This window comes from Aeromonas sp. 603079 (assembly GCF_049172135.1).
In the GTDB taxonomy this organism is placed as follows: domain Bacteria; phylum Pseudomonadota; class Gammaproteobacteria; order Enterobacterales; family Aeromonadaceae; genus Aeromonas; species Aeromonas veronii.
The window spans coordinates 35,569-48,710 of sequence record NZ_JAAKPX010000022.1; the positions used below are offsets into that span (position 1 = coordinate 35,569).

At 54.7% G+C, this 13,142-nt stretch carries 16 protein-coding genes; 12 read left to right on the forward strand and 4 right to left on the reverse strand.

The genetic code is table 11. The features are described 5' to 3' along the window. Positions 1 to 158 precede the first annotated feature (158 nt). Positions 159 to 851, forward strand: a complete 693-nt coding sequence (gene rsuA, locus G5287_RS16185; RefSeq protein WP_108542280.1) for a 16S rRNA pseudouridine(516) synthase RsuA — start codon at positions 159 to 161, stop codon at positions 849 to 851. A 17-nt stretch (positions 852 to 868) separates the two neighbouring features. On the opposite strand, the gene G5287_RS16190 is transcribed toward rsuA, so the two are convergent. Then, positions 869 to 1,768: a DMT family transporter gene (locus G5287_RS16190; RefSeq protein ID WP_108542279.1), complete on the reverse strand. Its 900-nt coding sequence runs from the start codon at positions 1,766 to 1,768 to the stop codon at positions 869 to 871. A 156-nt stretch (positions 1,769 to 1,924) separates the two neighbouring features. On the opposite strand from G5287_RS16190, the gene G5287_RS16195 reads away from it, so the two are divergent. Then, on the forward strand, positions 1,925 to 3,562 hold the full coding sequence (locus G5287_RS16195; protein ID WP_421231559.1) for a peptide ABC transporter substrate-binding protein: 1,638 nt from the start codon (positions 1,925 to 1,927) through the stop codon (positions 3,560 to 3,562). Between the two features lie 10 nt (positions 3,563 to 3,572). Continuing rightward, positions 3,573 to 4,115 (forward strand): phosphodiesterase, encoded by a 543-nt coding sequence (gene yfcE / locus G5287_RS16200; protein ID WP_421173085.1) that lies wholly within the window; start codon positions 3,573 to 3,575, stop codon positions 4,113 to 4,115. A 36-nt stretch (positions 4,116 to 4,151) separates the two neighbouring features. Here yfcE and G5287_RS16205 read toward each other — a convergent pair whose 3' ends face one another. The 3 genes from G5287_RS16205 to flgA form a co-directional block, all read right to left on the reverse strand. Beyond that, positions 4,152 to 4,568, reverse strand: a complete 417-nt coding sequence (locus tag G5287_RS16205; RefSeq protein WP_040066163.1) for a flagella synthesis protein FlgN — start codon at positions 4,566 to 4,568, stop codon at positions 4,152 to 4,154. Then, positions 4,565 to 4,885: a flagellar biosynthesis anti-sigma factor FlgM gene (gene flgM, locus G5287_RS16210; RefSeq protein ID WP_005344518.1), complete on the reverse strand. Its 321-nt coding sequence runs from the start codon at positions 4,883 to 4,885 to the stop codon at positions 4,565 to 4,567. Before flgM ends, G5287_RS16205 begins: the two co-directional genes overlap by 4 nt. A 92-nt stretch (positions 4,886 to 4,977) precedes the next feature. Further along, on the reverse strand, positions 4,978 to 5,661 hold the full coding sequence (gene flgA / locus G5287_RS16215) for a flagellar basal body P-ring formation chaperone FlgA (protein ID WP_216954405.1): 684 nt from the start codon (positions 5,659 to 5,661) through the stop codon (positions 4,978 to 4,980). A gap of 144 nt (positions 5,662 to 5,805) precedes the next feature. On the opposite strand from flgA, the gene G5287_RS16220 reads away from it, so the two are divergent. The 9 genes from G5287_RS16220 to flgH all read left to right on the forward strand — a co-directional run bounded on the left by G5287_RS16220 (position 5,806) and on the right by flgH (position 13,137). Then, on the forward strand, positions 5,806 to 6,717 hold the full coding sequence (locus tag G5287_RS16220; protein WP_005344523.1) for a chemotaxis protein CheV: 912 nt from the start codon (positions 5,806 to 5,808) through the stop codon (positions 6,715 to 6,717). Positions 6,718 to 6,736: 19 nt separating this feature from the next. Continuing rightward, positions 6,737 to 7,561, forward strand: coding sequence for a CheR family methyltransferase (locus G5287_RS16225; RefSeq protein ID WP_005344525.1), 825 nt, complete (start codon positions 6,737 to 6,739; stop codon positions 7,559 to 7,561). 260 nt (positions 7,562 to 7,821) lie between these two features. Continuing rightward, positions 7,822 to 8,220 carry a flagellar basal body rod protein FlgB gene (flgB, locus tag G5287_RS16230; RefSeq protein WP_005344526.1) on the forward strand — a complete coding sequence of 133 codons (399 nt, stop codon included), beginning with the start codon at positions 7,822 to 7,824 and terminating at the stop codon, positions 8,218 to 8,220. Further along, positions 8,220 to 8,639, forward strand: a complete 420-nt coding sequence (gene flgC, locus G5287_RS16235) for a flagellar basal body rod protein FlgC (protein ID WP_005344527.1) — start codon at positions 8,220 to 8,222, stop codon at positions 8,637 to 8,639. The genes flgB and flgC overlap by 1 nt, the downstream gene beginning before the upstream one ends. 15 nt (positions 8,640 to 8,654) lie before the next feature. After that, the gene (locus G5287_RS16240) at positions 8,655 to 9,395 is read left to right on the forward strand and encodes a flagellar hook assembly protein FlgD (protein WP_216954111.1); all 741 of its coding nucleotides are present in this window, start codon (positions 8,655 to 8,657) and stop codon (positions 9,393 to 9,395) included. A 10-nt stretch (positions 9,396 to 9,405) separates the two neighbouring features. Then, positions 9,406 to 10,764, forward strand: coding sequence for a flagellar hook protein FlgE (gene flgE / locus G5287_RS16245; RefSeq protein ID WP_227340839.1), 1,359 nt, complete (start codon positions 9,406 to 9,408; stop codon positions 10,762 to 10,764). Positions 10,765 to 10,901: 137 nt separating this feature from the next. Beyond that, on the forward strand, positions 10,902 to 11,648 hold the full coding sequence (gene flgF, locus G5287_RS16250; RefSeq protein WP_005344530.1) for a flagellar basal-body rod protein FlgF: 747 nt from the start codon (positions 10,902 to 10,904) through the stop codon (positions 11,646 to 11,648). A 14-nt stretch (positions 11,649 to 11,662) separates the two neighbouring features. After that, the gene (gene flgG, locus G5287_RS16255; protein ID WP_216954109.1) at positions 11,663 to 12,451 is read left to right on the forward strand and encodes a flagellar basal-body rod protein FlgG; all 789 of its coding nucleotides are present in this window, start codon (positions 11,663 to 11,665) and stop codon (positions 12,449 to 12,451) included. Positions 12,452 to 12,465: 14 nt separating this feature from the next. Next, on the forward strand, positions 12,466 to 13,137 hold the full coding sequence (gene flgH, locus G5287_RS16260; RefSeq protein ID WP_421231567.1) for a flagellar basal body L-ring protein FlgH: 672 nt from the start codon (positions 12,466 to 12,468) through the stop codon (positions 13,135 to 13,137). Positions 13,138 to 13,142 lie beyond the last annotated feature (5 nt).

Consider the following 13,142-nt stretch of genomic DNA (forward strand, 5'->3'; position numbering starts at 1 on the left):
TGACTCTTATTATTATGAGTATCGTGCGGATGGATCACACCGGAGAAGTGTAACATCGGATGACCAGTTCGTCATAATTGGCAACCCCTTAACAGTGGCGTTGTCGCCCCCGCCCGATATAATGACGCCCCTTTACTTGTTGGACTCCGAGGTTGTGAATGCGGCTTGATAAATTTCTGTGCGATTGTTCCGATTTGACCCGCTCGCTGGCAGGCAAACTGATCCGTCAGGGCGAGGTCATGGTGGATGGTATTGTGGTCAAGCAGCCCGCCTTCCATATCAATGAGCAGAGCCAGATCGAGTTTGACGGCGTGCTGCTGACGCTGGAGCAGCGCAACCGCTATTTCATGCTGCACAAGCCGGAAGGGTATGTCTGCTCCAACGAGGATCCGGATCACCCGACCGTCTTCTTCCTGATGGATGAACCGGCGATGGGCAAGCTGCACGTAGTGGGTCGCCTCGACCTCGATACCACGGGTCTGGTGCTGGTGACCGATGACGGTCAATGGTCCCACCGCATCACCTCGCCGCGCCACGAGTGTGCCAAGACCTATCACGTCTGGCTGGCCGATCCGGTGAGCCCGGATGCAATCGAGCTGTTCGCCGAAGGGGTCTACCTGCGTAACGAGACCGATAAAACCCGTCCTGCCCAGCTGGAAATTCTCGGCGAGTGCGAGGCCCGCCTGACCATCCACGAAGGCAAGTACCATCAGGTCAAGCGGATGTTTGCCTCCATCGGCAACAAGGTCGTTGGCTTGCATCGCGAGCGGGTGGGCGGTTTGACGCTGGATGAAGATCTGGCACCCGGTGAATACCGCGAGCTGACCGCTGAGGAGATTGCCCTGTTCTGATCAGGGGGGGCCGGGTGTCAGTGAGTGCTGAAACCCAGCACCAGCGCGGTGCCCAGGGTGGCAATCAGTGCCCCCGCCCAGGCGGCAATGGATGGCCGCTCCCCCGAGTGCCACCACAACAGCGGCAGCAGCAGTACCGGTGTGGTAGAGGAGAGAATGGCCACCATGCCCACCTCGCCCTGCCGCAGCGCCATCAGGATCAGCGTCATCCCCAGCCCCATCGCCAGAAAACCGTTGGTGGCAATCATGGCGAGGATCTGGCGATTGACCGGTTTGAGCGGCATGGCCAGCGGCAAGCGCCCAAGCCGCAGGACGCAGTGGGCCAGCAGGGCACTGCCCATTCGGATACCCGATGCACTCACCGCATCCACCTCACCACTCATCATCACCGGCTTGGCGATGATGGCCCCCACGCTCTGACACAGTGCCGCCGTCAGGCCAAGGCCAATCCCCAGCGCCAGATTGCCACGGATCTGCTCCCACTCGTTGCTGCTACTGCGTCTGCCAAACAGGATCGCCAGCATCACGCCAGCAAAGACCAGCATGGCCCCCAGCAGTCGCCAGCCTGTCAGCTGTTCATTAAAGAGCCACAGCCCAAGCAGGGCGGAAAACAGCGCATGGCAGGAGAAGAGCAGGGCACTGCGTCTTGGCCCCAGCCGGTTCATGCAGGCAAACAGCGCCGTATCGCCCACGAAGATGCCGACCAGCCCCGAGATGGCGAGCAGGGGCAGGGCGCTTGCGGTGAGGGTTTGCCAGCCACCGGTGAGCAGACTCATGGTGCCGAGCATCAGGCTGACCAGAAACATGCGCCAGCGGCTGTAGGCAAATGCGCCGAGATGACGGGCCGGTTTGACCGAAATTAGCGCTGCAATTGCCCATAAACTGGCCGACGCGAGGGCCAGCCACTCATAACCCATAAAAACTCCTGAAAAAATTAACCCGAAAGACTCCATCTCCCGGGCAAGCCCGATACAATACGGGGCGTTTTCGGGGATAACAAGAGCGGTATCAGGCATTCATCAGGCGCGCCGTCGGCCTTCCCCTCCTGCAGTGGTTTTATTCGAGGTTTTGTCATGAGGTATGGTTTCTTCCCCAAGCTGGCGCAACGCTGGCTCTCCCCGCTATTGCTTGCCGTGCTGGCAGGGCCCCTGGCCCATGCCACCACCGTTGAGCAGCAGCCTTTGCTTGCCGATCGGCAAACCCTGGTCAAGGGCAACGGTGCCGAGCCGGAGTCGCTGGATCCTGCGCTGGTGCGCTCCGGTTTTCCGGGTGAGGCGGTACTGGTCGATCTGTTTGAAGGGCTGGTCAGCGAAGATGAGCAGGGGCATATCGTCCCCGCTCAGGCCCAGCGCTGGGAGGTGAGTGAAGATGGGCTGGAGTGGCGATTCTTCCTGCGCCCCCAACTGAAGTGGTCCAATGGCGAGCCGCTGGTGGCCGCTGATTTTGTCTATGCCTGGCGCCGTCTGCTCGATCCGGCCATCAACTCTCCCTCTGCCGGATTGCTGCTGGCCACGGGGATCAACAATGCGCAATCCATCTATGCCGGCGCGCTGGAGCTCGGCAATCTGGGCATTGAAGCGCAAAGCGATCAGATCCTGAAAATCACCCTGGAGCGGCCGGCTCCCTATTTCCTGCAGCTCATCAGTCAGCGCCCCTTTGTGCCGGTCAATCAGAAGGCGATTGCCAAATTCGGCAAACAGTGGACCGAGCCCGGCAAGCTGGTGAGCAATGGTGCCTACCGGCTGGCAAGCTGGACGCCAAACGAGCGGATCGAAGCCGAGCGCAATATCCACTACTGGGATGACTTTCACACCCGTATCGGGCGTGTCACCTACCTGCCGATCACCTCGCAACATGCCGAACGGCTGCGCTATGAGGCTGGTGAAATCCAGCTTACCAACAAGGTCTCCCTCGGCTATTACCAGAAGATGAAGCGCGAATATCCGGAGCGGCTCTGGGGCTTGCCGCTGTTTGGCACCTATCTCTATGCGTTCAATTTGAAGCGCCCCGAACTGCAGGATGTGCGGGTGCGTCAGGCGCTCTCCATGGCGGTTGATCGACAGCAGCTCATTGAATCAGTGAGCGGGCAGGATGAACAGGCGGCATGGTCGCTGTTGCCGGAGATGCCGGGTTACCCCCGGGTGATATTGCCTGTGGCGCTTGAAGATATGCCAACCCGCCAGGCCAAAGCGGCAGCGCTGCTGTCAGCGGCCGGGTATAACAGTGCGAATCCACTCAAGCTGAGCATTACCTACAACAGCGCAGAAACCCACAAGCAGATGGCGATGGCCATTGCCGCCATGTGGCAGAAGCTGGGGGTACAGGTCACCCTCAGCAGTCTGGAGTGGGGCGCCTATCAGGTGGCCAAGGATAGCGGTGATTTCCAGGTGGCCAGAAGCTTCCTGTTTGGCGATTACGTGGAGCCATCAGCCATGCTGGGCAGCTTCCGTTGTCAGGATCTGCGCAACGAGAGCGGCTACTGCAATCCCGACTTTGATCTGATGATGGAGCAGGCAGCCAATACGCTGGACAGCGCGAGCCGGGTTGAACTCTACCGGCATGCCGAACAGTTGCTGCTTGAGGAGGCGCCGATCCTCCCCGTGTATCATTACAATCAGATGAGACTGGTCGATCCCGCGCTGCGAGGGCTGCCCAGCCAGAATTTGAAAGGGACGATTGCCACCAAGGATCTCTATTTCAGCCCGCAGTGAGGAGCATTTCATGAAACTTGCCATCATTTCCGACATCCACGGCAGCATCATTGCGTTGGAGCGGGTGCTGACCCAACTTGACTCCTGGCAGCCGGATCACTATCTGCTGCTCGGCGATCTGCTCAACCATGGCCCGCGTAATCCTCTGCCGGAAGGGTATAACCCGGCGGCAGTGGCTGACAGGCTCAACGAGCTTGCGCCACAGATCATCGCGGTGCGGGGCAATTGCGATTCCGAAGTGGATCAGATGCTGTTGCGCTTTCCCATCACCGCCCCCTACAACCAGTTGCTGATCGATGAGCGGCGCTGGTTTGTCAGCCACGGTCATCTTTATCGCCCGGACGAGGTACAGCTACCGGCGGGTAGTCTGTTCATGAGCGGCCACACCCATGTACCTGTGCTGGAGTGGCAGGGGGAGCGGGTATTGATGAACCCGGGGTCGATCTGTTTCCCGCGCGGCGAGTTGCCTGCCAGTTACGGGAGCTATGAGGACGGGGTACTGCGCGTCAATGCGTGTGAGGACGGGCGAGAGTTGTTGCGACTGGTGCTTTAAAACGGAGTGCAAAAATGCAAGGCCTGATAAGAGATGTCAGGCCTTGATACCGTAAGAGCGGGTGCCAGAGCGAGTGTTACCCTTGGCGTCATAGGTCAGGCTGTTGCGATCACGCAACTGACTCAGAAAGGTTGCCAGACGACGGTTGGAGACGATGCTCAATTCAAGCAAGCGACCGTTGATATCATTTTGTGCCTGGCAGGCATCCAGTTTTGCGCGAAGCTGCGCCATCTCGTCGGGATAGGCTGCTAGCTGCAGTGCCAGTTCCGGCATCTCTGCCAGTGTCTTGTCCAGAGTTTCTATCGCAGCAAGCAATTGCTGTTTGCGCTCGGTCAGTGCAGGCAGGGCCAGTGCCTGATGCTGCTCGAGCAAGCTGAACTCCTCTTCCAGAATGCCTTGCATCTGGCTAAGGTAATCATCTTGGGTGTGCAGTAACGAAGGTAAGTCCATCATCCCAGAACTTTGTCCAGATTGGCCTCGAAACTGAACATCTTCTTGGCTACAGCGTCGCTGTTAACCTGATATTCGCCACTCGCGACGGCTTTTTTCAGTCGTTCAACCTTGCTCTCGTTGCCGGTTGAGGCGGTATTGAGGTTCTGTTGCATTTTTTGCAATTGTTGCGCCTCACTGGTCAAGGAGACGGAGTCCAGCTTGACAGTGGTCGCTTTGTTTTCGGGCGATGAGGTGACTGACTTGCTGCCTGTCCCTTGGCTATTAGCGGTATTTTGCAACCGATTATTCGCCAAGTTGTTGATATTGTTGATGGCCATTTTAGTTACCTTCGTCTGCTTTAAGATTTGCTTACCTGTTTATCGGTGCGGCAGGTCAAAACTTTAGAAAAAAAATTGTCAGGCTCCAGATATCAAAAAGTGACTGATGCGGCACCGACTGCTGTGACTTTACCTTCCACCGTTTTGCCGGAGCGAATATTGACGAGTTTGATGATCTCTCCGAAACTGCCATCTTGCAAGGCTCGGGCCATGGTTTTGATCTGGAAGTTGCTGTTTTCGGCTGTCAGGGTGACCTGATCCCCTTTACATATCACGCAAACCTGGCTCAAGCGGATGGGCTGTCCCGGTTTGATCTCCCGCTTGCTGCGTACCCCAATCAAAGGGGCCGGGTTGGTCAGATAGTCACCACGGATCAGGGTTTGATCCTGAAACGCCACTACCAGCTTGCTTTCATTCAGCAGATCCCCTTTGGCAATGGGGTCGGTGACAGTAACAAAGGGTTTTTGAATACTGACCCTTACCGGTAAGTAGACATCCCAGGGTTTTTCTTCCTCACACTTCATGTAAACAGTTGTATTACGACGAATTTCCATTTTTGCTGGCAAGCTGATGGTCAACAGATCATCGCAACGGGTTAGCGGGAGTCTCTCATCAAGGGTCGCGGCAGTGACCTCTGCTCTGGCATCCAGCGGCAGATCGAGTTGACCATAAACGAACTCTTGTGCCTGCTCTCTCAGATAGGTTGTGACATCCGAGGCATGGCTCGAGGATATGCTGCCAAAAAAGAGGCTGATGAGTAAAAGTCGGTTAATCATTTTCGCTCGTCGGTCGATAAGTTGTTCACGCATATCACCATATTTAACTATGATTGCTTCAGAATCTGTTTGTTGTCACATCGATAGTCTGACGCAATCCATCACGCATGCATGATTAATGCCAAGCGTTTTTAGGGAGTGTTTATGGCCAGTATCCTGGACTCGGTCAACCAACGTACCCAGCTAGTGGGGCAAAACCGGCTGGAATTGTTGTTGTTTCGTCTCAATGGACGTCAAAGATTTGGCATCAACGTATTCAAAGTGCGTGAAGTGTTGCAGTGCCCCCCCTTGACCGTGATGCCCAAGTTGAACTCCTGTATTCGCGGAGTGGCTCATATTCGTGGCCAGACTATCTCGGTCATCGATCTCAGCATGGCAATGGGCAAGCGCCCCATTGAAGATTTGAGCAAGTGCTTCATTATCATCTCCGAGTACAACCGCTCCATTCAGGGTTTTTTGGTGCACTCGGTCGAGCGCATCATCAATATGAACTGGGAATCTATCCTTCCTCCCCCCAAGGGGGCTGGTCGCATCAACTATATGACGGCGGTTACCGAGGTTGATGGCGAGTTGGTCGAGATCCTCGACGTTGAACGTATTCTCAACGAAATATCTCCGGTTTCTACTGAGGTCAGCCAGGAGCTGGTGGAGGCCAGTGTCGAGCATCCGACCTTGGGACGTCCCGTATTGGTTGCTGACGACTCTTCGGTTGCGCGCAAACAGGTACAGCGTGCGCTGGAGGCGATCGGAGTTGAATGCGTGCTGGCAAAAGATGGCCGCGAAGCATTGAACATGCTGCTGGAGATGACCAAAAATGGCCCTATCAAGGATCAGATTGCGCTGGTGATTTCCGATATCGAAATGCCCGAGATGGATGGCTATACATTCACTGCCGAGATCCGGAATAATCCCAATCTCAAAGATTTGCATGTTATTCTGCATACCTCGCTCAGTGGTGTATTTAACCAGGCTATGGTGCAAAAAGTTGGTGCAAACAACTTTATTGCCAAGTTCCAGCCTGATGAATTGGCCAAAGCCGTACAAAACGCACTCTAATTTAAAGAAGAACAGCTGCATGAAGACACTTTCGGATGACTTATACAAACAGTTCAGCAACTTTCTTGCGGTTCAGAGCGGGATCGTGCTGGGTGATAACAAACAGTATCTGGTGAAGAGCCGTCTTTCACCTTTGATGGCACAGTTTGGCATCGAGAGTCTGTCTGAACTGGTCACCCGTGCAATGAGTGTACGAGAGCGTGACCTGAAAATGGCGGTTGTTGATGCGATGACCACTAACGAGACCCTCTGGTTTCGTGATACATATCCGTTCCAGCTGCTGACCGACAAGATTTTTCCTGAATTGGGCAAAAGTGGTCGCCCTGTCAAGATTTGGTCTGCTGCCTCATCTTCGGGACAGGAGCCATATTCTATCGCCATGACGGCGCTGGAGCAGCAGATGAAGAAGCCGGGTACCTTGCCCGGTGGAGTGCAGATTGTCGGGACAGACATATCGACTACCATGCTGAATCAGTGCAAGGAAGGGGTATATGACAGTCTGGCTTTGGCACGCGGATTGTCGCCAGAGCGCAAGAAGATGTTTTTTGAGCCCTATGGTGACAACAAAATGCGGGTGGTAGAGCGAGTCAGAAAATTGACCACCTTTCGGCCGCTCAATCTGCTGGAGAGTTATAGTCTGCTCGGTAAATTTGACATCATTTTTTGCCGTAACGTGCTTATCTACTTTGCACCGGAAGTGAAGTCAAAAATCCTCAACCAGTTTGCATCCAGCCTCAATCCTGGTGGATACCTGATGCTGGGAGCGTCGGAATCGCTGGCGGGTTTGACTGACCGATTCGAGATGATTCGGTGCAATCCCGGAATTGTTTACAAGGTCAAATAACGTTGCAGCCCATGGTATTCAATGAGTTGTGATTGGTGACATTGTTATAAGAGAAGGAGGCACAGTGCCTCCTTCTCTCTTTATGGCTCCATTCTTATAGCTCCATTCGTGATGGCATTGCACCATGTTCCTATCTATCGCGCAGCAGATCCTTGCACTCCGTTTAAAGGCTTTTATAGCTAGGCTCGACGGCCCGCAGCATTTTGAAAATCGTCTGGCACATCTCTTGCAGGCAAAATATACCAAGCAGGAGGTGTGCTATGGCTTTTTCATTCGACAAGGCATTTGGTATCCATCAATACACGCTGGGTGTTCGCGCCAAGCGTGCCGAGGTGTTGTCCAGCAATATTGCCAATGCGGACACGCCAGGTTTTAAAGCAAGGGATATCAACTTTGCACAGGCATTGCAGGATGCCCAGCATAAACAGGGTTTTGGCCTGGTAACAACCAGTGAAAAGCACTTTGCCTTGAATATGGATGCCCCCGGTACTGTTCAATACCGCAATCCGTTGCAGCCTGATACGGGTGATGGCAACACGGTGGATGTGCAGCAGGAGCGGAGCGAGTTCTTGCGCAACAGTCTGGAGTACCAAACCTCCCTGGAATTTATGAATCGCAAGATCAGTGGCCTGCTTAAAGCCCTGAAAGGAGAGCAGTGATGAGTTTGTTCAAGGTCTTTGATATTGCCGGCTCGGCCATGAGTGCGCAGTCCGTGCGTCTCAATACGGTTGCCAGCAATATGGCCAACGCGGACAGCGTAAGCTCCAGCGTGGAAAACACTTACCACGCAAGGCGGCCAATTTTTGCCGCTCAGCTCGATCAGGCCATGTCAGACAAGCAGGGATCGGTCGGCGTTGAGGTGAAGGGCATTGTCGAGAGCAAGGCTCCACTGCTCAAGGAGTACAACCCCAACCATCCGATGGCGGACAAGGATGGCTTTATCTTCAAACCGAACGTCAACATGGTTGAAGAGATGGCTGACATGATCAATGCCTCGCGCAGCTACCAGACCAATGTACAGGTTGCAGATTCGGCCAAGAAGATGCTGCAGCAGACGCTCCAGCTTGGCAAATCCTGATAGGAGGGATGCAACATGGTCGACACCACAAACAGTGTGAACGGCATTGGCCGTACCACGACCCAGACCACAGGCACCACAACGACGCCGAAGAAAGAGCTGGATCAGGCTTCGTTTATGAAACTGCTGACCATGCAACTATCATATCAGGATCCCTTCAAGCCGGTGGACAATGCCCAGATGCTCTCCCAGATGGCTTCCATGTCTACCTCGGAGGGGATCAGCAGTCTGTCTACCCAGATGGGCAAGCTCAATGAGCAGATGATCTCCAGCCAGGCTCTGCAAGCATCTTCTCTGGTTGGCCAGAATGTACTCTTGCCCAGCAATGTGGGCTATCTGGACAAGGAGGGCCCTGTTTCCGGTGTCGTTCAGGTTGGCACGACCAATCAATACGCGGGTGTCAAGATTATCGTTGAAGACGAGGCGGGTCAGGTCATCAAGGAATTTAGCCTGGAAGGAGAACAGAAGGGCAATGTGGAGATCGCCTGGGATGGCACTGACAAGGCGGGCAACCGGGTCAAGCCAGGCAAATACGTGATCAAGGCCAGTGGCAGTGTGGATGGCAAGGCAGAAACTATTCCCACATACGCTTATGGCAAGGTCGACAGCGTTGCCCTGGGGAATGCAACAAATCCCACAATGCTTAATTTGAAGGGACTGGGGAGCACCCTGCTGAGTTCCGTCCTGCAAATATCAGGCACCAATCCAAACCAGACGGCTACTCCGTCAAAAACCACGTCGACAGCATCGATCTAAGGAGCTGGATATGTCATTTAACAATGCCTTGAGCGGTGTCAACGCGGCACAAAAAGACTTGAACGTCACCGCTAACAACATTGCGAACGTCAATACAATGGGCTTTAAAGAGTCCCGTGCCGAGTTTGCGGATGTCTACGCCAACTCCATCTTTGTCAATGCCAAGACTCAGGTCGGTAACGGTGTGGCGACCGGTGCTGTTGCCCAGCAGTTCCATCAGGGTGCGCTGCAATTTACCAATAACGCACTGGATTTGGCCATTCAGGGGAACGGCTTCTTTGTCACCTCTGATGGTTTGACCAACCTGGATCGCACCTACACCCGTGCCGGTGCATTCAAGCTCAATGAAAACAGCTATATGGTCAACAATCAGGGCCACTATCTGCAAGGCTACGAGATCAACGCCGATGGCACACCCAAGGCGGTCAGTATCAATGCGACCAAGCCGATCCAGATCCCTGATCGGGCGGGTGAGCCGATCAAAACCAGCAAGATTGATGCAAGTTTCAACTTGCCTTCCACCGCATCGCCCCTGCCTGCAGGTAATGGTGCGGGGGATGCCTCCACCTTTGACCCTAAGGATTCCAAAACCTACTCCTCATCCACCTCAGTGGTGATTTATGACTCGCTCGGTGAACCTCACACTATCACCCAGTATTTTGTCAAAGAGGCAGATCCAACAGACCTGACCAAGCCAGCCAGCCCGACAGCTTGGCGCATGTATCTCTATCAAGGTGACAAGCCGGTCGATATCGTCGGAGGGGTGACGCCAACAATGGCCACAGGGTTGAATCCTGCACCTGCCGGTGCCCGAATTACCTTTGGTGCCGATGGTAAAATGATTACTCCGACCACACCGGCAAACATCCAAACGGAGCAGTTGGGGGCAGCAGGAGCGGGAATTATTACCAATGGTGCGGATCCTACCCAGCAGGTAGATATCACTTTCGGCACTGTGACCCAATATGCCTCACCGTTTGAAGTCAACAAGTTGTCACAGGATGGTTCCACTGTCGGCCGTTTGACCAAGGTCGAGATCACGCCGGATGGGATTGTCTCTGCAACCTACAGCAATGCCACCACCATCAAGGTAGCCATGGTGGCCATGGCCAAATTTGCCAACTCGCAAGGGCTGACCCAGGTGGGTGATACTTCCTGGCGGCAATCCCTGCTCTCCGGCGATGCTTTGCCGGGAACGCCCAATTCAGGCACCTTCGGTACCATCAAATCGTCGGCGCTGGAGCAATCTAACGTAGATTTGACCTCCGAACTGGTTGATCTGATCACTGCCCAGCGTAACTTCCAGGCGAACTCCCGCTCTCTGGAGGTCAACAGTTCGCTGCAGCAGACCATCTTGCAGATCCGTTAATTCCTCTCAGGCGACGGGGCACCTTGGGTGCCCCGTTTTTTTATCGTTCTCTACTGTCGAATGGCGTGGCATTCCCCTTCTGTTGGCATCCAAATTGCAGTTCTGCTGTCAGAGTCATCTGTTTGACGGAGAATCCCATGGATCACCTGCTTTATATCGCCATGTCCGGGGCCAAAGAGAACATGAACAGCCTGGCTGTTCGCGGTAATAACCTCGCCAATGCCAATACCACCGGCTTTAAATCCGATTTCGAGCAGGCCCGCAGCATGCAGGCCTTTGGTGAGGGGCTGCCCAGTCGGGTATTTGCCATGACGGAACGTCCCGGCCAGAACCTGCAGCATGGCATGTTGATGACCACGGGGAGGGATCTTGACGTGGCGGTGGATGGTCCCGGCTGGATTGCGGTGCAAGATCCGAAGGGGGGGGAGGCCTATACCCGTATGGGAAATCTGCAGGTCAATGCGACTGGCAACCTGCAGACCTCTACCGGCTTGAACGTCGTGGATGACGGTGGTCAACCCATCGTGCTGCCAATGCCGATGGAGAAGCTGGAGATTAACCGGGATGGCACCATCAGTGGCCGTCCTGAAGGGGCCGCCGCGAATTTGTCGGAAGATTTTCAGCGGATCAAACTGGTTAACCCGGCCGCCGATGCGGTAGAGAAGGGCCAGGATGGGCTTTTTCGGCGCAAAGATGGCCAGAATGAGCCTGCCTCTGCCAACGTTGGCCTGATCGCCGGCTCCCTAGAGGGGAGCAATGTCAATGTGGTGGATGAGATGACCAACCTGATCCGGTTACAACGACAGTTTGAAACCCAGGTCAAGATGATGAAAACGGCCGAAGAGAATGACGAGGCCCAAACCCAGTTGCTGCGTATCAGCTAATCAAGGAGTTACCTATGAATCCTGCACTCTGGATCAGCAAGACCGGGTTGGATGCTCAGCAGACCAATATTTCGGTCACCTCGAACAACTTGGCGAACGCCAGCACCGTTGGTTTCAAGAAATCGCGGGCCATTTTCGAGGATCTGCTCTATCAAAACATCAATCAGCCCGGCGGCCGTTCGTCGGCGGATACCGAGTTGCCCTCCGGCTTGATGCTTGGCGCGGGCGCCAAGGTGGTGGCTACCCAGAAAAACCACAGTCAGGGCAACGTACAGACTACGGATAATTCGCTGGATCTGATGATCAGTGGCCGTGGCTACTTTGAAATTCAATTGCCCGACGGCAGCCTGGCCTATACCCGTAATGGGCAATTCACCCTTAACAGCGAAGGCACCATAGTGACGCCGGGTAACGGTTATCCCCTGCAGCCAGAAATCCAGATCCCGGAAAATGCCCAGAGTGTCACTGTCGGCACTGATGGTCAGGTCTCGGTACAGCTGAAGGGGGATGGTGCTTCTCAAGTGGTCGGACAGATCACCCTGTCAGACTTTGTCAATGCCAGTGGTCTGCAGCCGATGGGTGAGAACATGTTTCTGGAAACCCAGTCCAGCGGTGCAGCCATTCAGGGAACTGCCGGGGCGGATGGCATGGGGGTCTTGAAGCAAGGGATGCTGGAAAGCTCCAACGTTAACGTCACCGAAGAGCTGGTGAATCTGATCCAGGCTCAGCGGGTCTACGAGATGAACTCTAAAGTCCTCTCTGCGGTGGATGGCATGATGTCCTTCCTGATCCAGCGGACCTAATGGGGGGAGCCATGATGAAAAGCGTATGGATGCTGGGGTTGCTGGTGTTGGGGGGGTGTAACAGTACCCCCAATACACCCAGGCCTGATGACCCCGAGTTTTCCCCCGTATACGGGGAGTCGGAGCTAGTCTCGGTGAGACCGACGGGTGCTATTTTTCAGCCGGATCAGGTTAATGGCATCTATTCGGATATCAAGGCGCACAAGGTGGGTGACATCATCACCATCGAGCTGGCCGAGTCCACTTCCGCCTCGAAGAAGGCAAATACCCAGAGTGGCAAGGATAACAAGTTCAATCTGGATCCGGTGACGCTGGGGGGCGTGCCTGTCACTGCCAGCCCCTATGATCTCTCCGCATCCATCGCTCAAAACAGTGCCTTCAAGGGGCAGGCCAAGGCGGATCAGAGCAACAGCCTGCAGGGCAATATTTCGGTCAGTGTGGCCAAGGTACTGCCCAATGGCAATCTGCTGGTACGGGGCGAGAAGTGGATCATGCTCAACAATGGCAATGAGTATATCCGTATCACAGGTCTGATTAGACCGGAGGATGTCACCTCGGATAACAGCGTGTCATCCCAGAAAGTGGCGAATGCCCGTATCTACTATGGTGGTACCGGCGATCTGGCCAATACCCAGGAACAGGGATGGCTTACCAGCTTTTTCAATGGTCCATGGTGGCCGCTCTAGGAGAT